We start from the raw sequence: 24,610 nt of genomic DNA on the forward strand, positions 1-24,610 counted from the left end.
CCCGATAACCTCTACCACCCATAGAGTTAGTATAACGTAATTTCAATTATTATTAAAGAACTTCACTTTAAATCCTTATTTAACGGCATTCAGGTTATCGTATGCAGCAGTTAATACGCCATCGATACTAACCTTATCCGAAATCTCGCCAATTTCATTTATCGCAGACTTTAAATGAATTAAAAATTCAATATTACCTTCGCCACCCTTAATTGGTGAGTAGCTTAAATCCGCAACATTAAATCCAGTGGAAATAGAAAATTGAACAATGTCTTCGAGCACTTGACGATGAATCTTTTCATCTCGTACAATACCATGTTTTCCAACATTTTCTTTTCCTGCTTCAAATTGGGGTTTTATTAATGCCACAACATCCCCATTTTCAGTAATAATTTTCTTTAATGCAGGTAAAATAAGATGTAATGAAATAAACGATACATCTATTGTTGCAAAATTGGGTTGTCCAAATTCAAAATCTTCTTTTTTACTATATCTGAAGTTAGTATTTTCCATCACAACAACTCTTGGATCTTGTCGTAATTTCCAAACTAATTGATTGGTACCAACATCTAACGCATAACTTAATTTTGCGCCATTTTGTAAAGCAACATCGGTAAAGCCACCGGTTGATGATCCAATGTCTAAGACCGTTTTATCCTGAACGGTTGCATCAAATACTTTAAGGGCTTTTTCTAATTTAAGTCCACCGCGGCTCACATAAGGTAATTTTTTACCTTTAAAATGAAGCACAGTTTCTTCAGAAATTTTAACACCTGGTTTATCCAATCGTTCTTCATTCTCACCCAGAATTTCACCAGCCATAACTGCACGTTTGGCCTGTTCACGAGTTTCAAATAACCCTTGTTTAACTAATAAAACATCAATGCGCTCTTTTTTCATAGTGACTCCTAATTTTTTAATTTAAAGTAATGTAACAATTCTTCCAAATACTCTGTCTCCAACCCTGTTTGCTTAAGCGTTTGAATAGCATCTTTAGCTTGATTGGTTACTTCTTCGAGCATCCTATAAGCTTGATCAATTCCCATTAGTCCAGGATACGTATTTTTATTTTCTTGATTGTCTTTATGAACAGCCTTGCCCATCTCTTCAGATGTCCCAACGACATCCATAATATCATCATAGATTTGAAAAGCTAACCCAAAATGACGTCCATATGCCATAAACGCTACGTGCTGTTGGTCAGTCGCTTTTCCAAGTATGCTACCTGCGTAAACTGAAAATTCAATTAAATCACCCGTTTTACGCTTATGCACCTGTTTCAACTGCGCTAATGATAACTCTTTTTGTTCACCTTCAATATCGGCAACTTGACCGCCAACCATTCCCTCTGGGCCAGCTAACCTAGCTAGTTGACCCATTAGTAATACCTTTTGTGAATCAGGCAACTCTGCGTTACTGATCCATTCAAAGGCTAATGTATTTAGTGCATCACCAGCTAAAATTGCCATGCTTTCACCAAAAATAATATGGTTTGTTGGTTTACCACGTCTTAAATTATCATCATCCATCGCAGGCAAATCATCATGAATTAATGAATAGGTATGAATTAATTCTAATGCACCAGCAATAGAATAAACTGACTTATCAAGTTTACGATTAAGCATTTGACAAATAACAAAAATGATTAGTGGTCTAATACGTTTACCACCCGCTTCAACTGAATAAGTCATCGATTCTTTTAACTTTTTTTCAGTGTCTAAAGCCTGTAATTGATTCAACATAATTTGATTAAATTCTGGTAATACGATATCAGAAAATTTAGTTAAGTTACTCATTTTCTAAGCCTTGTTCGAATGGCACTTCTTCACCAGAATCATTCATGACACTGGTTAATGTTTTTTCAGCATTTTCCAATGTTTTTTGCAATTTTGAGCTCAACTTAACACCGTTTTGAAATTGGGTTAATGCTTTTTCTAAAGGAACATCACCTTGTTCTAGTTCTGTTACAATTTTTTCAAGTTCTACTAAGTTATCTTCAAATGTCGCTTTTTTTTCAGCCATTTTTTATTCTCCTTTTTCAACTTTTTCAATTTTTGCATATGCTTTACCATCTGTAAGGTGTAACACGACGTTATCATCTATATTCACTGAATTAATACTTTTAATAATTTTATCTTCCATAGATACGTAACTGTATCCTCGTCCCATAATCTTCAATGGACTTAATAAATCAAGCGCATTTATTTTTTCGCCAACCTGTTGTTTCTTTGTTTCAAGTAAGTAGGTCATTAATTGATGTAACTGTTTGTTTTGTTGTTTTACTTGATCTTGCAGTTGACTAACCAATTGTTGCGGATTTTGATAGCGCAACTGACCATTAGCTTGTTCAAATTGTTGTTTCTTAATTGTGATAATTTGTTTTGTTACTTGCATTAAGCGTTGTGCTAAATTGTCTAAGTTTTGAAGGTAACCCTCATATAACCGATTAGGTTGTTGAAAAACATATGATTGTTGAATCTTATCTAATTGTTGTCTTCTTAAACTTAAAATATTTTGTGTTACTTGTAATAGTCTCAATTTTAATTGATTAATCTTAATTAATTCATCGGCGTAAACAGGGACAGCTAATTCTGCTGCTGCTGTTGGCGTTGCTGCCCGAACATCGGCCACTAAATCAGCAATGGTTGTGTCTGTCTCATGTCCAACTGAAGAAATAATTGGAATCTGGCTAGCAAATATTTCCCTTGCAACAGATTCTTCATTAAATGGCCATAAATCTTCAATTGAGCCACCGCCTCGACCAATAATAATCGTGTCAAAATGGCCTAATTCGTTAATTTGTTTTAACCGCTTAACTAAATCATTAGCTGCTTTGTCACCTTGTACAATCGCAGGAAATAAAACTAATTGAGCAATCGGGTAACGTCTTTTAACGGTTGTCATAATATCTTTAATGACAGCCCCTGAAGGACTTGTAATCACAGCAATTCGTTTAGGATATTTAACCAATGCCTGTTTTGGTGCTGAAAATAATCCTTCAGCTTGTAGCTTATTTTTTAACTGCTCATAGGCTTGATATAACGCACCAACACCATCAGGTTCCATTCGCTCAATATATATTTGATAGTTACCTGTCGCTTCATATAAAGATATACGGCCCATAACTAAAACTTTCATGCCATCTTCTGGTTTAAATTTTATTTTATCAAAAGCTGAACGGAACATAATTGCGCTAATTTTAGCATGATCATCTTTTAAACTAAAATATTGATGCGCATTAGGTCGAGGTCTTAAATTTGAAATTTCGCCAGTTAAATAAACGGTCCCAAGATAAGGATCAGCATCAAATTTTTTCTTCAAATATGTTGTTAATGATGTAACTGATAAATAATTATCTTTATTCAATGCCAACACTCCGTTTTGTTAATTCAATTGTTTGTTCCATCAACATTGCAATCGTCATAGGTCCAACCCCTTTTGGTACTGGTGTCAGATATCCTGCAACCTCTGCAACTTCCTTATCGACATCTCCCGCTAACTTACCACTATCTAAGCGGTTCATCCCGACATCGATGACTACAGCACCTTGTTTCACATCGGTTTTTTTAATAAAGTTTGCTTGACCAATTGCAACGACTAAAATATCAGCCTGTTTAGTTATCTCTGATAAATTTTCCGTATGACTATGCGTTATCGTTACTGTTGCATTAGCGTTTAAAAGTAACGCCGCCATTGGTTTACCCACAATATTACTGCGGCCAACAACAACTGCATTTTTACCGTCTAAATCAATATTGTATGCGTTAAACATTCTCATAATTCCCAGTGGTGTACATGGAATTGCTAGTGGATCATTCATGGCTAATCGTCCAATATTTATCGGATGAAATCCATCAACATCTTTTTCTGGTTTAATAGCTTCGGTTATCTTTTTTTCATCAATTTGGTTCGGTAAAGGTAACTGTACTAATATGCCATTAATATCTGAATTATCATTATAGTCATTAATGAGATTTAGCAACTCTTTTTCTGATATCGTATCAGGTAATCTTTTAACAATCGATTTTATCCCAATAGATTCAGCAATTCGATGCTTATTCTTAACATATATTTTACTTGCTGGATTTTCTCCAACTACAATAACAGCTAATGTAGGAAAGACATTCTTTTTCTTTAAAGCTTCTATCTCAGATTTTAAATTATCCGTCGTTATTTGTGCCAATTTTTTACCATCAATTAATTTAGCCATAATTTAGCACCTCTATTCCATTTTTACTTCTTACATTTTATCATATTTAAGGTATTCATTTCTAAAAAAAAAGTGTCGCAAAAAATGCAACACTTCTCAATCATTATTATTCATTTGTTTTTTCAATATCAACAGGCATTTTTTCAACAACTGGATCTAACACACCATTAACAAATTTTCTTGATTCATCATCACTAAATTCTTTAGCAATTTCTAAAGCTTCATTCAATGCTACCTTAGCAGGAACATCATCTACGTATTTCATTTCGTAAATAGCTAATCTCAAAATAATTAAATCCGTATTGTTTAAGCGTGATAGTTTCCAGCGTGATGTTAGATTTTCTTCAATAACAGAATCTATCTCAGCTTGTTTATCACTAACACCTGAAACTAATGCTTCTAAATAAGGTGGAATTACAGCCGACTCTTCATCAGGAACTTCTAACAATTCACGATAAATAGCCTCTCTATCACCATCTGGGTTAGAATTTAACGCAAATAATGCTTGAAATGCTTTTTCGCGAATCGTATGTCTAGTTACTATTACACTCACTAATTTTCACCATCTTTTTCTGAAAATAAATCGTCAGTATCTATCTTATCGGCTTCCTTTTCAGGAATAACCCCTTCAACATGAACATTTACTTCAATAATTTCTAAACCTGTCATAAATAGTAATTGTTGTTTAATCTTTTCTTGCATCACTAATGCAACCTTAGGAACAGATACACCGTAATCAAGGTAAACAAAAACATCAATATTCAACTGGTCATCTGTTAAATCAAGTTTAACACCCTTACCCAGTGACTTTTTACGGCCAAATAATTCAGTTAAATTTTTAGCAATTGTCCCACGCATTGAGTAAACACCATCAATTTGGTTAGCAGCAATTCCAACAATAATTTCAATAACTTCAGGTGCAATCTTAATGTCACCCAAAGAAGGTTCAGTACTTTTTAAAACAATATTTGTTTCTTCAGCCATAAGTTTAACCTCCGTCGATTTATTGTGCTCTGGAAATATATGTGCCATCTTGTGTATTAATAATTAACATTTCATCTTCATTAACGAAGAATGGCACTTGTACAACTAATCCTGTTTCAAGAACAGCAGGTTTAGTTCCACCAGATTGTGTATTACCTTTAATACCCGCTTCAGTTGATGCTACTTTTAATTCAACTGTATTAGGAACGTCAACACCAAGTGTTTCAGTGCCAAACATAATAACATTAACAATTAAGTTTTCTTTCAAATAATTTAATTGTTCATGCACGCGTTCTTCTGGTAATTCTAATTGTTCATATGTATCCATATCCATAAATACATAGTTGTTACCATCAGCATAAAGATATTGCATTTTTTTATTATCAATTTGTGCTTTTTGAACTTTTTCACCAGCACGGAATGTTTTTTCTTGAGCAGCACCTGTACGGAGATTCTTTAGTTTTGATCGAACAAAAGCAGAACCTTTACCCGGTTTAACATGTTGAAATTCAACAACACGCCATAAATCACCATCAACTTCGATTGTAACACCATTTTTAAATTCATTAACGGACATCATAATATAATATTCCTCCTACTATCTCGTGTATCTCATAGTTCTAATAATAGCAATAATGGACATATAAAAGCAAGTTAAAGTCTATATTATCATTAATTTTTTAGAAGAATTCGTTAACATTTGATAGCCATTCTCAGTCACTAAAATATCATCCTCAATTCGAACCCCACTAAGGTTTGGTACATAAATCCCTGGTTCAATTGTAATGACGTCGCCTGCTTGCAAAACACTGTTTGAATCATCCAATTTAATATTAGGTAATTCATGAATTGATAGGCCAATTCCATGCCCAATCCCATGATTAAAATATTTACCATATCCTGCATCGGCGATTGTTTCATTAGCAACTCTAGCTAATTCACTTAATTTTATTCCCGGTTTAATTAATGAAATCACTCGTTCTTGTGTCGTTAAAACAGACTCGTAGATATGTTTTAATTCATCAGATATCGATCCCACGGCGATGGTCCTTGTGACATCAAATGTATAGTTCTCGTAATAATAGCCAAAATCTATCGTAATCAGATCCTGGTCTTGAATCTTTCGTTTTGAAACCGTTGCATGTGGCCATGTTGAATGAATACCGCTTGCTACAATTGTTTCAAAAGATTCACTCATAGTACCTAAATTTTTGATATAACTATCTAGCCGATTAGCAATTTCAATTTCTGTTTGACCAACTTCAATCGTCGACACAATATAATTGAAAGCTTCATCAGCTAATTTTCCTGCTTTTATTAATTTTATCTGCTCATCCTTATCTTTAACACGTCGTAATTCGTCAACAATATTAGTAAATGGCACCAAATCACTAACAAGGATTTCATCTAATTGATCATACTCTAAAAATGATATTGATGATTCAAATCCCATAACTGTTAATCCTTTTTCACTAATTATGTCAGATACAGCACCCAGATAATCACGCGTAAATTTTATTTCTAATTTTTTATCATGATTTTCTAGTGCCAATTCAAATCTTAGGTCAGTGATTAAAAATTGTTGTGTATCAGTAATTAACAATACACCATCACCTTCAAAACCACTTAAATAAAATATGTTTGTCGTATCCGTCACTAGAAATGCATCAATCGAGAGTTTCTCAAAAGTTGATTGTAATTGTTTAATTCTATCAAAATTCATTTAAACACTCCTTTTATGTACAAAAAAAGGAAATCTCTATCATAAAATGAAGAGGTTTCCTTTGAGTTATTATTATTCAGCTACAGGGTATACAGAGACTTGTTTCTTATCGCGGCCTTTACGTTCGAAGCGAACGATACCATCGACTTTAGCAAACAAAGTATCATCTCCACCTTTACCAACGTTAACACCAGGATAAATACGTGTTCCACGTTGACGATAAAGAATTGAACCACCTGTTACTTCTTGTCCGTCAGCTCTTTTTGAGCCTAAACGTCTACCGACAGAATCACGGCCATTAGAAGTAGAACCCCCACCTTTTTTATGTGAGAAAAATTGTAAATTCATTAACATAATCAATGCACCTCCTTGTTATAGTCTTATTATTTAAGTGTTAATTTAATGTAATCTTGATAGTTTTGCTCAATTGACTGTAGTCCTAAAACTAAACTTTCTAAAAATAACTGTCCTGTAGCATCGTTTAACTCAGATTCTGATAGTTTAACTTTCATTAATCCACCATTATCTTCATCCATCTCAACATCAGGATTAAGTTTAGCAAGTTCGGTCAAACTATTAACTGTATTGATAGTCAATACCGAAACCGCAGCACACACAATATCTTGACCATATTCACCAGAATCAGCATGCCCTGTTATTTCAAACGCATCGATGATTTTGGCATCTCTCCGAGAAATAACTGCACGTATCATACTAGTAGCCTACTTTCAAAATTATGCGTTAATAGCATCGATAACAACCTTAGTATATGGTTGACGATGACCTTGTTTTGTATGAGAATGTTTCTTAGGTTTGTATTTGAAAGTAACAACTTTCTTTTCACGGCCTTGTTTTTCAACAGTACCAGTTACTGTAGCACCTTTAACAAAAGGAGCACCAATAACGGTTTTTTCGCCACCAACTAAAACAATTTCATCAAATGTAACTTTTTCACCAGCTTCTGCTGATAATTTTTCAATGTAAATAGCTTCTCCGGCTTCAACTTTAAGTTGTTTGCCACCTGTTTTAATAATTGCGTACATGTGTATTACACCTCCTTATAGATTACTTAGACTCGCCGTAATTTAGTGATCAGATTTAGACAACCTGACGCTTAAAAACTTAAAACGTGCGGTTGCAGTTGTGGTGTTCACAAATACAACGTTATTATAATATCAAATGTAACTTCTTAAGTCAACGTTATCCATCATTTTCAACAAAAAAGTTTGTTAAATTGACTCCGTTACTTGTATCAACGCCAGTAATTTCTTTTAAAACCTTAGCAACGTAGTGCGGTGTGTAGATCATATCGTCTCGTAACCAACGTTTAATGAAGCCTAGGTGCGCTGATGCAACATAGGATACTTGTAACTCGTTTGGTATCTTAGATACTTCAAAATCGCCTGCTAACTGTTCTCTAAAGTTATTTAAGTAGATAACTAGTCTATCATATACTTTATCAGAAAAAGCGACATCTTCTTGACTATTTAAAAGTACGCCAAACATCATTGATTCATCTTGTAAGTAGTTAAACACCCGATTTAAACAACAAACTTCAACTGGTTTCGAATAAACGTACGCTTTATCTGGTGATTGTTTTGACATAATCATAATGTAATCAAAAAAGTCATCTAAAATTTCATCCATTGCCCGATTAATAAAATCTTGTTTGTCATGATAATGCAGATAGAATGTTCCTCGAGTGACATTTGCTTCCTGAGTAATCTTTTGAACGCTAATATTTTCAACTTTGTAATGTTTCATGAGTACAACTAATGATTTTTTTAAATTTTGTCTTGTTCTCTTTACCCGTGGATCATTAGAATCAACCATTTTTCAACCTCTTTATTCATAATTAAATAGTCTTTATCTCCATTTATGTCTATTACTTTCTTATTATAGAACATTTCATCAAAACTTTCATTCATGTTTTTGATAATTTATAAGAGTTCTACCAATTTCCATTGACAAGTACCAGTATTTTATCATATACTATTAAATGTTGTTATGACTCGGTAGCTCAGCTGGATAGAGCATCCGCCTTCTAAGCGGACGGTCGTGAGTTCGAATCTCACCCGAGTCATAGATATCCATTCTAGACCGATTTATAAAAATAGGAATGCCTTTAAACGGGCGTTCCTATTTTTTTATTTAGGTGAAAACAGACTATAAAGGATAGAATGCTCAAAACATTTGTTGCATATTTGTTGCATGGATATTTTTATCAATAAATCTACTAAAGTATTAAAATATCAGGCGATAAGAAAGCATTTTCTGTCGGTAAGGCTGTTGGCAACGCTTTATATTGTATTACTGGAAAACACGTTAAAAATATCAAGCAATTACTTAAGCTTTAGTAAATTGTTTGAAATAAAACTATTAAAAAATCCCCTAACCTGTTGGTAGCAAGTTAGAGGGTATAAATATATTAACAAATAATTTTATCATATTTCTAGGAGTAGAGATATAGATTTCGGAGGAAATATATTCATGAGTACTACATTTACAATTATTTTTCTTATTGGTTTAGTTGTTTTTTTTACAGGTGTAACTTGGTTTATTGTAGCTTGGGGTAATAAAGCTTCTAATTTAATACCACTAATTTTATTGATTGCCGGTTTAGGCATATCAATTATTTCTTTTAGCGTGATGTCGGTAACATCTGATAAAGATTCGTCAGCGCGTTCATCGTCTAATTTTAGATCGTCAAGTGCTAGTGACTCGTCAGAATCAGATGATGATTCTAGTTATGATGACGATGATGATTCATATGTTGACGATGAATCTGAATCTGATTCAGAATCTGACGATGAGTCATACACTGATGATGAATCCGATTCAGAATCTACTTCATCTTTTGGCGATTCTGTAGATTTAACTGACGACTCAAAGATAACCGTTGACTCTGCTGAAAAAGAAACGTCAGTTCCTTTAAATGATGTTAAATCCGGTGATACACAAGTTGCTGTTAAAGTAACCGTTCAAAATAATGGTACAGGTCCACTAGATTTCAATGGTCAAAAGTTTGACGTCTATGATAGTGATGATACTATTGGGGAATTTAATTCAGAGACTTACTCTGGTAATATTCCAAATTCAATAGCTGCCGGAAAAAAAGCTGTAATGACATTATACTTTACAACTTCTAATGCTGGTCCGTTCTCTGTCACTTACGGGGACTCAACTTGGGAATAAATATTTAACTAATTTTAACGAGTGTATAGATACTTCAAGCAGGTGCAACTCCTGCTGCTCGTTTTTGTTTATCTACGTGCATAGGAATCACGTTAAAAGCTAAAAAGGAGAATATTATCATGAAAGTTTTTAATGTTAGTTTAGTTGTTAATGAAAATTGTATTACAGAATATGAACATTTTATTGATCCTCTAGTGACGCAATCAAAAAAAGAATCTGGTAATATTTCATACAATCATTTTAAACAATTAGGTGCCAACAATCGTTATGCAATAATTGAGCATTGGCAAGACCAAGACGCAGTTAACTTCCACAATGAAACAACTTATTTTAAAGAATTTTTAGCAGGCATCAATCAATTTGTAACTGAAGAATTACAAGTTATTGTAATGGACGCCTAACTACCCTTTCGACCACCAGTTAAGCTGGCTATGAGTGCAAGGCTCATTGGTCGTATTGCTACAAAATTTTAAAAATTTAAGGAGATTTAATTTATGGGAGCTACTTCAATTTCAGCCAGACACGCAAATACAACTCGTATAAAGGAAAAGTTGGTACCGTTTCTAAAAACCTGATTAATCGCCGTTTCTTTTCGGACCGACCTTATCAAAAACTAGCAACAGATGTTACAGAAGTCCGTTGGGGTGACGAAACAATCGATGAACGGGCCCATTTCACCTGTATTTATGATCTGTTTTCAGGCAAAATTCTAAGTCATCAGATTAGTAAACATCCAACAGTTAAATTTACAACAAAGGTTTTGAAACAAGCAATTGCAAAAATCCCAAAAGATTTAAATTATCGAACGACGATTCATTCTGACCAAGGATTCCAATATCAACACAAAAATTGGGTTACTATTCTCAAAAAATATCGTATTTTTCAGAGTATGTCACGTAAAGCAACATGTTTAGATAACGCTGCCATGGAAAGCTTTTTCCATATTATGAAAGCTGAAGCTTTCTATCAAAAAGAAACCGATACATATGAAACACTAGTTTCACAAGTACCGGTTTGGATAAATGACTATAATTTTTCACGAATTAAAATAAAATTGGGTTGTAAAAGCCCGGTTGAACACCGAATTTTTATAACCCAGAATGCTGCATAAAGCTTCGTCCAATATTTAGGGTTCACTTCATTTTATTATTTTTTATTATTGACTCAGCTTCTTCTTCTCCAGCCTCTATAGCCTTTTTTTGAGTATCTCGGATGATGTCTAAAATAAGCCCAAAAATATTCAAAGACGCCGTAAATACTAAAATTAAAACTATTCCTTTCAAATACAAAATTACTTCAAAATCAATAAAGGTTTCAAATGATATTAACATAGTACTAATTGATATTCCAACTATGGTTAGCCATAAAAATGAAGTCCACATAAATGGTGTGAATATTTCAACAAATACGTTTTTTAATTGAGTATCTGTTTTAGAAACTAAATATATGTGTCCTAAATTATCTATATCAAAGATACTTTTAACCGCAACAAATAATGCGAATGTAAAAGATAATCCGGTAACAGAAATACCCAATAAGCTTGAAACTTCATAATTAACATTAATAATATCCGGAAAAAATAAATATATTATTGTAAATATTACATTTATCGAAATTCCAATTTTAGAGTATATATTGCATATAGTTGCTCGTTTTGAAGTCCATAATGCTCTCATCAATGATTTATTATCTACCATACTATCACCTATTTATGAAAATTTTTATTAACTATTACAGGTACAATTTTCATTATACTCATTGCCCTATGTTTTATCGATTTAAGGTATCCTCGCTTAGCATCTTCACCCAATTGTTTACTTAACTCTACTGTATTTACTTTTTCTCCTCTAGGGGCACTATATATTTTTTTCACATCTTCAGCATTTATACGTTTTCGACTAGCAAGGTCCCTATCTTCAACTTGCTGGGCACCATTAGGATAGACAAGATGTACTGTTACTCTTGCATAATCTTGCTTAATGCTAACGCTATCTTGAACTGCATTAACTGATACAGCACCCATATTGGTATTTTCTGCTGTATTTATAAATGATTCTATTCTTTCAGACATACTAATAGCTTCTTTCAAACTTTTGTCATTAGTAGAAATTAAAATTTTTTCAGTTTCCAATTCATAAAAAAAATTCACTCCAGCATTTATATATTCTTTATCCTGAATATACCGTATTATTTTTCTAGCCTCTAGCATCATTTTACGACCATGTCCGTAACGTCCGTACCCTTTTAAGTTGCCTATTATATCATCTTCTAAAACATCATCTAATGATTCTTTTAAAAATGGATATTTTTTAAGTAATTTGTCCATTTTTGTTCTCATTTCAACTTTTGTAACGCCCAAAAATTCTTTTGTCCATAAAATGCCCGAATTTTTTTCATAGTTTTCTATAACAGCAAAATATTCCTCTTCTATTTTTTTAGATTGAGCAACAAATTCTGTATATTCTATAGATTTGGATAATTCTTCTTTAACATCAGTATCCTTAAAAATAAAATTTAAATATGTTCCCCTTTCAAATCCATTAGGTATTCCAAAACTATTAGTTAGATCATCCTTTATTACATTATGTTTAAGCTGTTTCCAACCTTCTGATTTTCTTTCAACGTAAGTTCTAATTATATTTGGTGCTAAATTTAATTTAAATACATAATAATTGTCCAAATAGTTACTCCTCCAAATAATTTATACTCGCTCTATTATTAAACAATAAAAAAGACAGGTAAACAATACCTTTCTCATGTGTGTATAAATATTTGGATTAGAGATTAATAACTGATATCAAAATATCATATTACTAATATAACAGATTAATCACTTCAATTTGTTCACTAAATGTTCACTTTTTGAAATCATGTAAGTCTTCAATTAAGAATGAATCAGCAAACTGTAAGCATGCTCGATTCTTGTAAAAACTGTATCTCGTCTTTTCATATCCTAAATCATCCATTTCAATATCATTTTATTTATTATCTTCTGCAATATAGACATCTATTAATATTTTTCTACTAATAGTGTCACAACTCTTTAAAGCTACTAGAACATTATTAATAACTTGCTCAGCATAGATACGTTTAGTTATGGTCTCTTCGTGTTGATTGTTCCCTGAGGTACTTTTTAGGCATATCCATGATAATTGGCGACTTAATTCCGCTAATATCCTTCTGACTATATCTCTGCATTTTTGGTAACCATACTTTAAAAAAACGTTTAACCTTATTAATTGTAGATTTTTCATTGACTTGTGGGAATAGTTCGTTAAATGAAGATATAGCATTTCCCCCTTTACGTTTGTTATAATCATTGCCAGTCAGAGTAATAGTTGTATGTATAAGTCACCTTACTAAGTGGGTTTTATGTTATCTAAATCATTAATGAAACTCAAGTAGTGTAATTTCTCTGATTACTTCATTCTTCTCCTAAATGGTCAACTCATGAATAGTATCAATAACTGCGCTACCTTTATAAGAAAAATTATTGTTAAATTTGATAATCATCTGAGGAACGTCATTCTGATTAGAGCAACGCATTAACTCATCCCTGTAAATTTTTTTGATACGTAGTCATCTGTTAACAGAAACTATTAGTCCTATAGTTTCTACTGAATGTACCACTATTTAAATATCATTTATTCAACATTCTATAGCTTTGCTATTCAGATCCAGCAATTTCATAAATAGTCAGTATTAGTTAAAAACAAAATACTGAGTTTACAATAACAGTTCTGAATTAGTAAGATATTAACCTAAACAAATACCTAGCCTTCATTTAAATAATTAATTTATCACCCAAGAAAATTTTGATGCATTTTAATAATAAAAATCATCCACAAGTTTATTTTCACCAACACCAAACATTTTTACCTACTCCCAGTTGTTATAATTTGTAGAATAACTGATAATTAGTTATTATAGAGAGGCATAAAAAAGTTTGGAGGAATTAGAATGAAATTATTAAATGATAGCACTCTAGAAAAAATCGGGAAGTTTGCAAGTATTTTATCTATCTTAATGTATGTCTCATACATCCCACAAATCATTTCCAACCTTAATGGTAGCCAGGGTAATCCTGTTCAGCCCTTGGTTGCCTGTATTAATTGCATATTTTGGACTGTCTATGGCGTATGTGGTAAAAATAAAGACTGGCCTATATTCTTTGCAAACGTACCGGGTATCTTTCTAGGCGCCATCGCTTTCTTCACTGCCTTATAAAATATCATATACATAAAATAGAATACTTACGTGCAGATAGGGAATCACGTTAAAAGCTCCATACGGGGGAATTCTTCATGAAACTAAAAATTAACACTGCAGCAGGTACTTTCGATATCATAAATACTATATTAGTAGCCTTTTCTTGGCTTATCGTTATTTTAACTGGTATCAATAAATCTACTGTAACATCACACGCTGTCTCTGGAACATCAACCTTAACTAGCGGTACAGCTATTTTCTTTTATATTATGCTAGGAATTGGCCTTATTCTTCACATTGTTGCACTTGTTCAATCAAGAAAAGCTGATATCTCTATTACTGGCCATGTTCTTGGTATTATTGGTTGCGGTTTATTTCTTTTATCAATGGTTTTTGCCCTTCCTACATTTATTTTATTAATCATTGCAGCAGTTTTCACACTCAAACAAGCTCCTGCTAAGCACTAATAAACAAAATTTAACATAAATTTCTAACGAGCGTATAGATACTTTTAGTAGGTGCGATTCCTACTGCTCGCTTTGCACCATAAAAATATTGGGGGATTTAAAATGAAAAAATTTATTAGCTTACTAGGGGTTCTAAGCGTATCAATGCTACTATTGTCTGCTTGCGAATATAGTTATAATTCTGATTCCAGTTCTAACAAAAATAGCTCTTCTTCTCAACAGTCGTCTGCATCATCCAACACAAAGGCCTCATCTTCTAAGGCCAAAGATTCTTCTAAAGAATCTTCATCATCTACTAAGAAGACATCTTCTTCTGAGAGCTTTGATATTAATGATAGTACTTCGTCTGCTAAAGACGTTCATATTCATGAATCTGAAGATGGTGCTGATTTTAATTTTGATACTGGTTCTTGATTTTTTACTTAAGTTAATTTTAAAAGAGATTAGTCTCATTCAAATAAAAACTGTTATTCAGTTATTAACACAAAAAAGCCTTCAATATTGGACAAAAATCCAATGTCGAAGGCTTTTCTTTATTAAAATTTAAAATACGAATTATTAATGATTCCTTATTTACGACGCTCAGTTGTAAATTAATTACTAATAATACGATACCAAGCTCTTAAAATTCAGTAACCTGCTTAAATTTTTGTCCAATATTATTGGTTAGCTCCAATTTAAGACTGTTTTAATTAATAATTATTTTCTTGTCTTTCAATATTTTCCATATTTTTTTTAACAAATTCATTTTCAATATCATTCCAAGACAATTTTAAATCAACTAACCCGAATTTAATAAAAAGATGCCAAGCATGTTTAAAATCTTCTAATTTATGACTAAATAAACTTTTAGAAATCATTAATTTTAACGATAAAAAGACTTTATTCAATGACATTGTCATAGGCTTTTTTGCAAAATCATCCATCTCTTCGTCACTAATTAATAATAAATAGGTCCATTTATTTTGATTGGCAATATTAAAAAAGAAACTCATTGCATCAACATATTCTGAGAGTACTGTCTCTTCATGCGTTTTGCCTTTTTCCATTTTTTGTCCACGATTTTCTTTCCAGACTTTAAACCATTCAACCGTGTTGGCTAATTCTGATAGTTCAACATCCAAGCTCACATAGGCGTTAAACAATCTCTCTTCAGGACTCCATCTAATTTTTTTATCTTGAATAACATCCCGATCAAAGCTTCGTTCCATTTGGATCATATCTGTTAAGTTCACTAAATTTTCCTCCAAAAAAATCTGCCCACTAGTAACTAACGGACAGACATTTTTTTATTATTTAAAAATCAAGGGATCTGATTTAATACTTAATTCATTTATATTATTCAAGTACCAATTTCTAATGAAAGGTTCATTCAACAAAATATCGAACCATGAAATTTCTTGGGCAGCATCCATAACAGCAACGACCCATTTTTCATTATCACTCTCACCCATTTGTTGTTGATCATAAATTGTTATTTCAGATTTAGCTAATTTTAAAACAGCACTATTATTTGCGCCTGCTTCAACCATTAACTCATTTTCTGAAGCAAGTACAAATAATTCATCGATAACACTTCGTTTAAGTATATCTTCAGACAATTCGTATCTTGCTGGATTACCTGAATCCAATAGATTAAGATCAACGCTAAATCCATAATCTTCTTTTAAATACGTCGCAAAATCAATTAACATCATTTCAAGATATTTAATCGATTTTGCGTCTAATTTTTCCAAGTAACTAACAATTAAGACATTTGTAATAGCTGTACTATTAATTCGAATCATTCTTTTACGTAAATTTAAATAAAATAAAGATTCTCCTGATTCTTGTGCAACATAATAAGCGCCATCATTATCATCAATTTTAAAGGAAAAACTATCTACGACATTAATCCCAGGTATTTCATGGACAAGTGCTTTTCTAGGCTCTGAGAAGTGTAAAATAGCCGTTTCATTATCATGCAAGTCCATTAAACGGTTAAAGAAGAGTAAACAATAATCTGCAGCACTATATTTTTGCGGGAATGTTAAATAATTAGTGTCAAGTTGATAACCCATCAAACTCATTGCGGCATCAATCAACTCAACTTTATCCTGGGTATTCATTAAAACATCTAATGTTTCCGTAAATTTAATCCCATTGTTCAGACTTAATTTAATTTGTTCATTAAAGTTTACTAAACGCGATTTTGTAGAAACTAACTGCTTTTCTTTTTCAGCCATTATTCAGTCACCTGTCCTTTTTGACTAATTAAGTGAGATAAATAACTGTAATATAAGGCATCATTTTGTTTAGTGAATTTTTCAAAATCACCAAATATACCAATAACACTTTGTCTTTCATAACCAATCAACGTATCTTCTTTGGCTAAACTTAAAACATCAGTCTCACTTGATTTAATATCTTGATATGCACTGCTGGCTTTTTCATCCATCTCAGTTAACTCTGTTAATCTTTCTTTTAACACGCGACGTTCTTCACGAATACGTCCAGCATCCCAAGGACGCCCTTTTTCTTGTGAATTACGTTTCATATCTTCGCGAATTTTGTCTTTTTCAGCGTCACGTTCATCCTGAGAATCAACTAATTCTTGACGTTCTTTATTTTGAATTGATATTTGATTAATTTTATCTGTATTAACACGTTTATTCGTTTCTTCCAATTCAAAAGACTTAGCTAATTTAGCTAGTTCTTCTTCATCAAATTTAAATTCAACATTTAAAACGTCTAAATAGCCAAATTCTTTTCGATCCCACCAATTACCAAAATGAATTTTGAATTTTCCAACTTCCATTTCTTCAAAATAGAAGAATGGATACGTATCACGTAAATATGAGATAAGTTTCAAACTTAAATATTGTTGAATTTGTGGATAATCTTTAATGACCAACTCTTCTTGAATGGCAGATTCCGAAACGCTTCTTTTCTTTAACACTAGTTGTGCGTAACGAGATTGGTTAATGAGTTGATAAACTAATCGATCATCTTCTTGTTTAATCGCCTCTCTAAGTTGATTTAAGTACTCAACTTTTTTAGATAGAGTGCGTTCGATATTGTTTGTAGCTTCACTGTGATCCGATAAATTAAATTGATTGTCTTTTATCATAGTTTACCCCTTATTCATATTTAATGATTATTTTTTTTACTATGTATTGTGATTTTTCTTTGCATAATCAAAAAAACTAAAACAATTTTACTTGTCCTAGTTTCATTATCAATCATTTAGTTAGTCATTTCAAACCTTTATTACACTTTTTTTAATAAAGTTCTAAATATTGATCTCTTTCCCATTCAGAAACTTCTTGACGGTAAGCAGCCCATTCTAATTTTTTGGCTTCAATAAAGCTTGGATATAAATGAGGACCCATTGCTTTTTCCATGATATCATCTTTTTCCAATGCTTTAATGGCATTGTGTAGTGTCGATGGTAAGTCACTAATATGATTATCTTGGCGTTCTTGACGGTTCATTACGTAAATATTTCTATCAACAGATGCAGGTGGTACAACTTTATTTCTAAGTCCATCAAGTCCTGCTTCTAAAATAGCCGCAATAACAAGATAAGGATTAGCAGTTGCATCAACACTTCTTAACTCTAATCGAGTTGATAACCCACGAGCCATTGGTACACGAACTAATGGCGATCGGTTACGTCCAGACCAAGCAACATAAACAGGTGCCTCAAATCCAGGGACAAGACGTTTATATGAGTTAACTGTTGGATTAGTAATTGCTGTGTAACCACGTGCATGTTGTAATAAACCACCTAAGAAGTGGTAGGCATCTTCAGATAATTGCATCTTATCTTTTTCATCAAAGAATGCATTACCATCTTTATGAAATAATGACATATTAATATGCATCCCTGAACCATTAATTCCATTCAATGGTTTTGGCATAAATGTCGCATGTAGACCATGTTTTCTAGCTACCGTTTTAACGACTAATTTAAATGTTTGGATGTTATCACAGGCTTGTAAAGCATCTGCGTATTTAAAATCAATTTCATGTTGGCCAGGTGCTACTTCATGATGAGAAGCTTCAACATCAAAACCCATGTTTTCAAGTTCTAACACGATATCTCGACGACAATTTTCACCTAAATCAACTGGTGCTAAATCAAAATAGCTACCTTTATCGTTTAATTGTGTTGTAGGTTTTCCCGTTATAGGGTCTAATTTAAATAAGAAAAATTCTGGTTCAGGTCCAATATTAAATTCAGTAAACCCTAAATCATTCATTTCTTTTAAGACACGGATAAGGTTATTTCTTGGATCACCTTGGAATGGTTTACGTTCAGCGTTATAAACTTCACAAATAATACGCGCAATTTTTCCATGTTCATGTTCCCATGGGAAAATCATCCAAGTTGATAAATCTGGGTATAAGTACATATCACTTTCTTCGATTCGAACGAATCCGTCGATTGAAGAACCATCGAACATTAATTTGTTTTCTAATAATTTGTCTAGTTGGCTAATCGGAACTTCCACGTTCTTAATAATTCCGAATAAATCTGTAAACATAAGTCTTAAAAATTTAACGTTCTCTTTTTTTGCCATTGTAACAATGTCATCTTTAGTGTATGCAGCTTTTGCCATTTTATCTCTCCTCAGTATTTATAATTTATAGACGCTTGTTTGTGTTAAAAGAAGGATCGTCAGGATTTTTAAGTCCACTAACTGAAAGAAATTCATTTTGAAAAATATGTCTAACATCATTATCTGTCAAAGGCTTTTCTAACAATTTGCGTTGCTTTTTAGCCTGTGCTTCCTTTTCAAAATAAATTTCTTTAATGCCAACCATATTCATGCCTTCATCTAAATAATCTTTAATTTCAAATAACTTATCAATATCATTCAGTGAATACATTCTGCGATTACCATCATTTCTTTGGGGCATAATTAACTCCTGCTCCTCATAATAACGAATTTGACGAGCCGTTAAGTCCGTTAATTTCATTACCGTTCCAATTGGTAATACCGCTAATGATCGTCTGAGTTCCTTCTCTTTCATAAACAAGCCTCCTTTTTAATTACATCCTTATAGTAACAAGGAAATAAATGACTGTCAACGTACAATGTTAGATTTTATAACATAGCTTACAGTCGATTGTTCAATAGAATGTTTTTTCAACTGCAGCTGTAACTGCTAACTTAACATGCGCATACGTTAACCCACCCTGAACATAAAGCGTATAAGGTTCTCTTATTGGACCATCAGCTGACAATTCGACACTAGCACCTTCAACAAAAGTACCCGCAGCCATAATAACTTTATCTTCATAACCAGCCATATCACTTGGTTTTGGTTCAACATATGCATCAACGGGAGATTCACGTTGGATAGCTTGAGCAAACTTAACCATTGGTTCTGGTTTACCAAAGTTAACCGTTTGAATGAGATCAGTTCTTGGTGCATCCCATTTTGGTGACACATCTAATCCCATTTTTTCAAGTAATGCACTCGTATAGATAGCACCTTTAATTGCCTCACCTGTTACATGAGGTGCTAAAAAGAACCCTTGAATAAAATCTCTCATAACATTTAAGGTGGCGCCCTCTTCATTACCAGTACCAGGTGTTGTTAGGCGGTAACCAGCTTTTTCAATTAAATCAGCACGTCCAACGATGTAACCACCCGTTTTAGCTAAACCACCACCAGCATTTTTAATTAGTGACCCTGACATGATATCAGCACCTACCTCTGTTGGTTCAATTGTTTCAGAAAATTCACCATAGCAGTTATCGATAAAAATAATCACATCTTTTGAAATTTTACGAACTTCTTTAATCATCTCAGCAATTTCAGATACCATAAAACTATCTCTAGTTGCATACCCACGAGAACGTTGGATTGCAACAACTTTAACCTTATCCGTTAACTTTTCTTTTAAACCATTAGAATCCATATGATTGTCAGCCGTTAATGGGACGTAATCAAACCCGATACCATATTCTTTCATTGAACCAATACCCGTTCCAGAAATACCAATAACTTCCTGAATCGTATCGTATGGCATCCCAGTAATATATAATAAATCGTCCCCTGGTCGTAACATACCAAAAAGGGCTGTTGAAATTGAATGCGTTCCTGAAACAATTTGTGGTCTCACCATTGCCGCTTCTGTTTTGAAAACATCTGCATAGATACGATCAAGTCCATCGCGGCCGATATCGTCGTATCCATATCCTGTTGATCCGGCAAAATATGTTTCAGAAACATTATTTTTCTTAAAAGCTTCCAAGACTTTTTGTTGGTTAAACAAAACCTGTTCATCAATTTCTTTTAGTCTTGGTTCAATTTGAGTATCAACTTCTCCTACAACATTTGCTAACTCCTGTGATAAATTATCTATCCATTTTTGCATATATTCTTCTCCTTATGACTTTTGTCCTTTTAACCAATCCACTATTTGTATTTCTATTTTACTTAGTTGTTCCGGATGCTCGATTAAATCAAACCAGTTAACTGCCATTTTATTTCTAAACCAAGTTAATTGTCGTTTTGCGTAACGCCTTGAGTTGCGTTTTATTAACTCTGTCGCTTCATCAAGTGATTGTTTTTCTTCAAAATAAGCATATAGCTCTTTATATCCAATACCTTTACTAGCTGGTAAATCATTGGTTTTTTGGTTAAAAAGCCATTTTGCTTCATCAATCAGCCCGGAACCAATCATAAGGTCAACTCGACGATTAATCCGATCATATAGCACTGACCTATCAGTCGATAACCCAATAATAAAGGGGTTAAACTCATCCGTTTTTTGATCCGCTTGCGCCGAAAACAATTGATTTGATTTTTTAATAACCTCTAATGCCCTGATTACTCGTAGCGTATTATTAACTGGAATTTTTAATGCTGCATTTGGATCTAAGCTTTCTAATTCTTGCCAAAGTGCCTCAGGACCGATTTTTTCACTACGTTCTTGTAATTCTTTTCTTAAATTTAAATCGTCGTCATTATCTGTTCCCAATTGAAAATTATCAAGTAATGCCTGTAAATAAAATCCGGTCCCACCAACAATTATTGGTAATTTCCCTCTAGAGGCAATATCACTAATTGCTGCGCGACTTTCGACTGTAAAATCAGCGACTGAATAACGTTCATCACTATTCTTGTGATTAATTAAATAATGTGGAATTCCATCCATCTCATCTTCTGTAATTTTAGCCGTCCCTATATCTAATTTCCGGTAAACTTGCATAGAATCGCCTGAAATAATCTCACCATTAAATTTTTTTGCTAATTTTATCGATAAATCAGTTTTACCAACTGCAGTTGGCCCAACAATTAACAATACTTTTTGCGTCATTTCTAATCTCCTTGAATATCTTTTCGTACTTCTATTGCTTTTGCAGGAAAATCTGTAAAAATGGCATCATATTTCTTTTTAAAACAATAAGTCATATCCTTAACTGAATTAACTGTCCAAGGGCGAATCAGTAGCTTTGGCCAAAATAAGCCATGTCGTTCTCTCAGCCAGGTCACATCAGGGTGTAAGCTAGTGATTAAATGATGCTTAGCCAATTGACGCGACTCTTTAATTTTAAATTGGAATAAACTCGCGAATTCTGCATCAGGATTAATTTTTTGCATTCTACGAATTGAGTTTGGATTAAAACTAGAATACAAAAGATGAATATCTGATGGTAATTGTTCCATTTGTTTATTTACAAGTTCTTCTATACCTTGGTATTCTATATGATTCGTTTTTAATTCTAAATTAAAAGTGCCTTTAAAGTTGTTATCTTTTAACAACTCAATTACTTCTTTTAATGTTGGAATTTGTTCACCTTGATAGTCAGAACTGAATTTAATTCCTGCATCTGCTTTTTTTAATTCCGCTAGTGTCAGATTTACTACCTTACCTGTTAAATTTGTGGTCCTATCAATTTTTTCATCATGCATAATGATTAGTTCACCATCTTTAGACAACTGAACATCAGTCTCAATGCCGTCGGCTCCTGCATCTATTGCGGCCTGAAAACTAACTAACGTATTTTCTGGTCTGGTTCCCTTACTTCCGCGATGCGCATAAATTTTGGTCTGCATATACAAGTCACCCCTAACTTTCAAAAATTATTATATCATTAATCGTAAAATAGCGGTGCTTTTAGTGGCAATTTTAGATTGAATAAGTCATAATAAAGATGTCAAATGAATAAGGAGGTCTACATAATGAAAAACTTTTCAAAAGGTTTCTTAGTCGGAACTGCTGCAACTGTAGGCGCATTAGTTGGTAGCGTCTTTGCCTTTAAAAAAACTGTTGTTGCACCCATCGAAGAAAAAGAACAAATGATTGAAGAAAACCGTAAACGTGCAACACGTAAGAGCCGTTCATCACACCATTCATAAACTAATAAAAGCATTGAAGAATTTTCATTCCTCAATGCTTTTTCTTTTTAGCGTTTTTTTGTTCTACCATCCCATTTTGAAAAACCTGTTTTCAAAATAGTAATATCTGTATAGCCTTGTTTGTGTAATTTATAGGCTGCTCGAGTACTAATCGATTTACCTTGGTCATATAAGTAAAGAGGTAAATCTTTTCTTAAACCACCAATCGCTGTTTTAAATTGAGAATAGGGAATATTTCTTGCTCCCATAATATGAGAAGCATCAAATTCACTTTTTTCACGTAAATCAACAACTTGCGCCTTACGCATACCTTCATTAAATTCTTCATTTGTTACTAATTTAGCTGCACGGCGACCCATATACCAAAGATAAAATTGGTTACCAGCTAACCCAACTAAAATAATAATCAAAATGATATTAATTATTAAACTAACCTTTACTGCTCCTAAAATCATACTAGTTCTCCCCTCAATTATTATTTAATAAACTGACGAGCAAGTGAAGCGGCACCAATAACGCCAGCTTCATTTCCTAATTGTGCTAATTTTAATGATGTTGATGAACGAACTGTTGGGAATGAAAATTGTTTAAAGTATTTAGTAACTTGATCTAATAGGAACGTTCCAGCAGCAGAAACACCGCCACCGATAACAATATATGCTGGATTTAACATATTACCTAAGTTACCACAAGCTAGTCCAAGATAATACGATACCTTATCAACGACCATTTTACCTAAAACATCATTCTCTTTAGCTAAATCAAAAACTAATTTAGATGTAATTTCTTGTCCGTCATCTAACATTTCTTTTAATTTTGATTGGCCAGCAAACTCTTCAGCCATATCACGAGCTACACGTACAACACCAGTAGCTGAAGCATATTGTTCTAAACAACCATGCTTACCACAAGTACACATGTAGCCATTAGGTTCAACTGTAATATGTCCAACTTCGCCACCAGCACCAGCAACACCATGTAATAATGCACCGTTAGCGATAATACCGCCACCAACACCAGTTCCAAGCGTGATGAAGGCAACTTCATCATCATTTTCGCCAGCGCCTTTCCAACGTTCACCTAAAGCAGCAACGTTGGCGTCATTATCAATAGCAAATGGAATTTGTGTACCGGATTCAATATCTGCTTGAACATTTTGCAATGTTTTCCAGTTCAAATTATATGCACCAATAACAGTTCCATCTGCACGATTTACTGTACCTGGTGAGCCCATACCAATTCCAACGAATTGATCAGCAGTCATATCAAATAGTCTGATATGGTGATTAATTGAAGCAATGATATCTGGCACAATATGTGAGCCTTCATCAAGAACGTTTGTTTCAATACTCCATTTTTGTTGAATATCGCCTGTTTCAGTTAAAATAGCGAATTTAACTGTTGTGCCACCTAAGTCGACACCAATTAATTTTTTTTCAATTACCATTATTCAAATTCCTC

Annotated in this window: 31 protein-coding genes, 1 tRNA gene, 1 pseudogene and 1 other annotated feature; of the genes and pseudogenes, 8 read left to right on the plus strand and 25 right to left on the minus strand. The window is 33.0% G+C overall.

Annotation, left to right across the window (positions count from 1 at the left end; genetic code table 11):
- Positions 1-75: 75 nt before the first annotated feature.
- The 13 genes from AC1RPV_RS02925 to AC1RPV_RS02985 all read right to left on the minus strand — a co-directional run bounded on the left by AC1RPV_RS02925 (position 76) and on the right by AC1RPV_RS02985 (position 8,750).
- Complete coding sequence (locus AC1RPV_RS02925; protein ID WP_481761247.1) at positions 76-900, minus strand: TlyA family RNA methyltransferase; 825 nt, start codon at positions 898-900, stop codon at positions 76-78.
- 8 nt (positions 901-908) lie between these two features.
- Complete coding sequence (locus AC1RPV_RS02930) at positions 909-1,796, minus strand: polyprenyl synthetase family protein (protein WP_481761246.1); 888 nt, start codon at positions 1,794-1,796, stop codon at positions 909-911.
- Positions 1,789-2,022, minus strand: a complete 234-nt coding sequence (locus AC1RPV_RS02935) for an exodeoxyribonuclease VII small subunit (protein WP_409022627.1) — start codon at positions 2,020-2,022, stop codon at positions 1,789-1,791. Before AC1RPV_RS02935 ends, AC1RPV_RS02930 begins: the two co-directional genes overlap by 8 nt.
- A gap of 3 nt (positions 2,023-2,025) precedes the next feature.
- The gene (gene xseA, locus AC1RPV_RS02940; protein ID WP_481761245.1) at positions 2,026-3,366 is read right to left on the minus strand and encodes an exodeoxyribonuclease VII large subunit; all 1,341 of its coding nucleotides are present in this window, start codon (positions 3,364-3,366) and stop codon (positions 2,026-2,028) included.
- Positions 3,359-4,210: a bifunctional methylenetetrahydrofolate dehydrogenase/methenyltetrahydrofolate cyclohydrolase FolD gene (folD, locus tag AC1RPV_RS02945; protein WP_481761244.1), complete on the minus strand. Its 852-nt coding sequence runs from the start codon at positions 4,208-4,210 to the stop codon at positions 3,359-3,361. Before folD ends, xseA begins: the two co-directional genes overlap by 8 nt.
- Before the next feature lie 106 nt (positions 4,211-4,316).
- On the minus strand, positions 4,317-4,754 hold the full coding sequence (nusB, locus tag AC1RPV_RS02950) for a transcription antitermination factor NusB (RefSeq protein WP_409022798.1): 438 nt from the start codon (positions 4,752-4,754) through the stop codon (positions 4,317-4,319).
- An 8-nt stretch (positions 4,755-4,762) separates the two neighbouring features.
- Positions 4,763-5,194, minus strand: coding sequence for an Asp23/Gls24 family envelope stress response protein (locus AC1RPV_RS02955; RefSeq protein WP_409022630.1), 432 nt, complete (start codon positions 5,192-5,194; stop codon positions 4,763-4,765).
- A gap of 19 nt (positions 5,195-5,213) precedes the next feature.
- On the minus strand, positions 5,214-5,774 hold the full coding sequence (gene efp, locus AC1RPV_RS02960; RefSeq protein ID WP_409022631.1) for an elongation factor P: 561 nt from the start codon (positions 5,772-5,774) through the stop codon (positions 5,214-5,216).
- An 81-nt stretch (positions 5,775-5,855) separates the two neighbouring features.
- Positions 5,856-6,917 carry a M24 family metallopeptidase gene (locus AC1RPV_RS02965; RefSeq protein ID WP_481761243.1) on the minus strand — a complete coding sequence of 354 codons (1,062 nt, stop codon included), beginning with the start codon at positions 6,915-6,917 and terminating at the stop codon, positions 5,856-5,858.
- Positions 6,918-6,989: 72 nt separating this feature from the next.
- Positions 6,990-7,277, minus strand: coding sequence for a 50S ribosomal protein L27 (rpmA, locus tag AC1RPV_RS02970; RefSeq protein WP_083478911.1), 288 nt, complete (start codon positions 7,275-7,277; stop codon positions 6,990-6,992).
- Positions 7,278-7,300: 23 nt separating this feature from the next.
- A complete protein-coding gene (locus tag AC1RPV_RS02975; RefSeq protein WP_409022633.1) occupies positions 7,301-7,630 on the minus strand; it encodes a ribosomal-processing cysteine protease Prp in 330 nt (109 codons plus the stop codon).
- A gap of 21 nt (positions 7,631-7,651) precedes the next feature.
- Complete coding sequence (rplU, locus tag AC1RPV_RS02980; protein ID WP_409022634.1) at positions 7,652-7,960, minus strand: 50S ribosomal protein L21; 309 nt, start codon at positions 7,958-7,960, stop codon at positions 7,652-7,654.
- Between the two features lie 18 nt (positions 7,961-7,978).
- Positions 7,979-8,064, minus strand: a sequence feature (ribosomal protein L21 leader region).
- Positions 8,065-8,117: 53 nt separating this feature from the next.
- Positions 8,118-8,750: a TetR/AcrR family transcriptional regulator gene (locus AC1RPV_RS02985; protein ID WP_409022635.1), complete on the minus strand. Its 633-nt coding sequence runs from the start codon at positions 8,748-8,750 to the stop codon at positions 8,118-8,120.
- A 176-nt stretch (positions 8,751-8,926) separates the two neighbouring features.
- Between AC1RPV_RS02985 and AC1RPV_RS02990 the strand changes: the two genes are divergently transcribed.
- The 4 genes and pseudogenes from AC1RPV_RS02990 to AC1RPV_RS03005 form a co-directional block, all read left to right on the plus strand.
- A tRNA-Arg gene (locus AC1RPV_RS02990) sits at positions 8,927-9,000 on the plus strand.
- Positions 9,001-9,407: 407 nt separating this feature from the next.
- Positions 9,408-10,112, plus strand: a complete 705-nt coding sequence (locus tag AC1RPV_RS02995; protein ID WP_481761242.1) for a DUF4352 domain-containing protein — start codon at positions 9,408-9,410, stop codon at positions 10,110-10,112.
- Between the two features lie 119 nt (positions 10,113-10,231).
- Entirely contained in the window at positions 10,232-10,513 is a 282-nt protein-coding gene (locus AC1RPV_RS03000; protein ID WP_481761241.1) for a putative quinol monooxygenase, read from the plus strand.
- Positions 10,514-10,629: 116 nt separating this feature from the next.
- Positions 10,630-11,223: pseudogene (locus AC1RPV_RS03005) on the plus strand (IS3 family transposase); the annotation flags it as partial.
- Positions 11,224-11,245: 22 nt separating this feature from the next.
- Here AC1RPV_RS03005 and AC1RPV_RS03010 read toward each other — a convergent pair.
- The gene (locus AC1RPV_RS03010) at positions 11,246-11,809 is read right to left on the minus strand and encodes a hypothetical protein (protein ID WP_481761240.1); all 564 of its coding nucleotides are present in this window, start codon (positions 11,807-11,809) and stop codon (positions 11,246-11,248) included.
- 8 nt (positions 11,810-11,817) lie between these two features.
- Positions 11,818-12,792, minus strand: coding sequence for a hypothetical protein (locus AC1RPV_RS03015; RefSeq protein ID WP_481761239.1), 975 nt, complete (start codon positions 12,790-12,792; stop codon positions 11,818-11,820).
- A gap of 1,280 nt (positions 12,793-14,072) precedes the next feature.
- Here AC1RPV_RS03015 and AC1RPV_RS03020 point away from each other — a divergent pair.
- The 3 genes from AC1RPV_RS03020 to AC1RPV_RS03030 all read left to right on the plus strand — a co-directional run bounded on the left by AC1RPV_RS03020 (position 14,073) and on the right by AC1RPV_RS03030 (position 15,202).
- A complete protein-coding gene (locus AC1RPV_RS03020) occupies positions 14,073-14,339 on the plus strand; it encodes a SemiSWEET family transporter (RefSeq protein ID WP_481761237.1) in 267 nt (88 codons plus the stop codon).
- A 77-nt stretch (positions 14,340-14,416) separates the two neighbouring features.
- A complete protein-coding gene (locus AC1RPV_RS03025) occupies positions 14,417-14,788 on the plus strand; it encodes a transporter (protein ID WP_409022645.1) in 372 nt (123 codons plus the stop codon).
- A gap of 144 nt (positions 14,789-14,932) precedes the next feature.
- Complete coding sequence (locus AC1RPV_RS03030) at positions 14,933-15,202, plus strand: hypothetical protein (protein ID WP_481762174.1); 270 nt, start codon at positions 14,933-14,935, stop codon at positions 15,200-15,202.
- Positions 15,203-15,480: 278 nt separating this feature from the next.
- Here the strand turns inward: AC1RPV_RS03030 and AC1RPV_RS03035 are convergent, their stop codons facing one another.
- The 8 genes from AC1RPV_RS03035 to AC1RPV_RS03070 all read right to left on the minus strand — a co-directional run bounded on the left by AC1RPV_RS03035 (position 15,481) and on the right by AC1RPV_RS03070 (position 22,846).
- The gene (locus AC1RPV_RS03035; protein ID WP_481761235.1) at positions 15,481-16,023 is read right to left on the minus strand and encodes a dUTP diphosphatase; all 543 of its coding nucleotides are present in this window, start codon (positions 16,021-16,023) and stop codon (positions 15,481-15,483) included.
- A gap of 57 nt (positions 16,024-16,080) precedes the next feature.
- The gene (locus tag AC1RPV_RS03040; protein ID WP_481761234.1) at positions 16,081-17,013 is read right to left on the minus strand and encodes a hypothetical protein; all 933 of its coding nucleotides are present in this window, start codon (positions 17,011-17,013) and stop codon (positions 16,081-16,083) included.
- Positions 17,013-17,897, minus strand: coding sequence for an exonuclease SbcC (locus AC1RPV_RS03045; RefSeq protein ID WP_481761233.1), 885 nt, complete (start codon positions 17,895-17,897; stop codon positions 17,013-17,015). The genes AC1RPV_RS03040 and AC1RPV_RS03045 overlap by 1 nt, the downstream gene beginning before the upstream one ends.
- 151 nt (positions 17,898-18,048) lie before the next feature.
- The gene (gene glnA / locus AC1RPV_RS03050; RefSeq protein ID WP_409022650.1) at positions 18,049-19,392 is read right to left on the minus strand and encodes a type I glutamate--ammonia ligase; all 1,344 of its coding nucleotides are present in this window, start codon (positions 19,390-19,392) and stop codon (positions 18,049-18,051) included.
- 25 nt (positions 19,393-19,417) lie between these two features.
- Positions 19,418-19,807 (minus strand): MerR family transcriptional regulator, encoded by a 390-nt coding sequence (locus tag AC1RPV_RS03055; RefSeq protein ID WP_481761232.1) that lies wholly within the window; start codon positions 19,805-19,807, stop codon positions 19,418-19,420.
- Between the two features lie 100 nt (positions 19,808-19,907).
- Entirely contained in the window at positions 19,908-21,161 is a 1,254-nt protein-coding gene (locus AC1RPV_RS03060; RefSeq protein WP_481761231.1) for a methionine gamma-lyase family protein, read from the minus strand.
- Positions 21,162-21,173: 12 nt separating this feature from the next.
- Complete coding sequence (miaA, locus tag AC1RPV_RS03065; protein ID WP_481761230.1) at positions 21,174-22,106, minus strand: tRNA (adenosine(37)-N6)-dimethylallyltransferase MiaA; 933 nt, start codon at positions 22,104-22,106, stop codon at positions 21,174-21,176.
- A gap of 2 nt (positions 22,107-22,108) precedes the next feature.
- On the minus strand, positions 22,109-22,846 hold the full coding sequence (locus tag AC1RPV_RS03070) for a glycerophosphodiester phosphodiesterase (RefSeq protein ID WP_481761229.1): 738 nt from the start codon (positions 22,844-22,846) through the stop codon (positions 22,109-22,111).
- A gap of 126 nt (positions 22,847-22,972) precedes the next feature.
- On the opposite strand from AC1RPV_RS03070, the gene AC1RPV_RS03075 reads away from it, so the two are divergent.
- Positions 22,973-23,149, plus strand: coding sequence for a DUF3042 family protein (locus tag AC1RPV_RS03075; RefSeq protein ID WP_409022655.1), 177 nt, complete (start codon positions 22,973-22,975; stop codon positions 23,147-23,149).
- A 47-nt stretch (positions 23,150-23,196) separates the two neighbouring features.
- Here AC1RPV_RS03075 and AC1RPV_RS03080 read toward each other — a convergent pair whose 3' ends face one another.
- A complete protein-coding gene (locus AC1RPV_RS03080) occupies positions 23,197-23,604 on the minus strand; it encodes a rhodanese-like domain-containing protein (protein WP_481761228.1) in 408 nt (135 codons plus the stop codon).
- Between the two features lie 20 nt (positions 23,605-23,624).
- Positions 23,625-24,590 (minus strand): ROK family glucokinase, encoded by a 966-nt coding sequence (locus AC1RPV_RS03085; protein ID WP_481761402.1) that lies wholly within the window; start codon positions 24,588-24,590, stop codon positions 23,625-23,627.
- Positions 24,591-24,610 lie beyond the last annotated feature (20 nt).

This window comes from Dellaglioa sp. CoH-55-MRSF-9 (assembly GCF_056782155.1).